This is a genomic window from Mesorhizobium sp. M8A.F.Ca.ET.202.01.1.1, assembly GCF_004791595.1.
GTDB lineage: Bacteria > Pseudomonadota > Alphaproteobacteria > Rhizobiales > Rhizobiaceae > Mesorhizobium.
The window spans coordinates 1-283 of the sequence record NZ_SRUN01000306.1 but is presented as its reverse complement, the minus strand read 5'-3'; the positions used below and the strand labels follow the sequence as shown (position 1 = coordinate 283).

Sequence of the window (283 nt, the reverse complement as noted above, 5' to 3'; positions counted from 1 at the left end):
CATGCTCCTTGGGTTCGCTGAAGAGAGCTGCTCAGAGCGAGCGTCCGATCAGCAATTTCATGATCTCGTTGGTGCCGCCGTAGATGCGCTCCGATATTCTGGCCGGCCCGGGCAATGCCTACGTGGCAGAAGCCAAACGGCTGCTGTTCGGCAAGGTCGGCATCGACCTTTTCGCCGGTCCGACCGAGACGCTGGTGATTGCTGACGACAGTGCCGACGGTGAGATCGTGGCCACGGATCTGCTTGGCCAGGCGAGTTGACGCCATGCTCCGCCTGGCCAAGC

General features: G+C 61.8%; 1 pseudogene. It reads left to right on the top strand.

The features are described 5' to 3' along the window. Positions 1 to 92 precede the first annotated feature (92 nt). A pseudogene (locus EN845_RS34985) lies at positions 93 to 254 on the top strand (histidinol dehydrogenase); the annotation flags it as partial. Between the last annotated feature and the right edge of the window lie 29 nt (positions 255 to 283).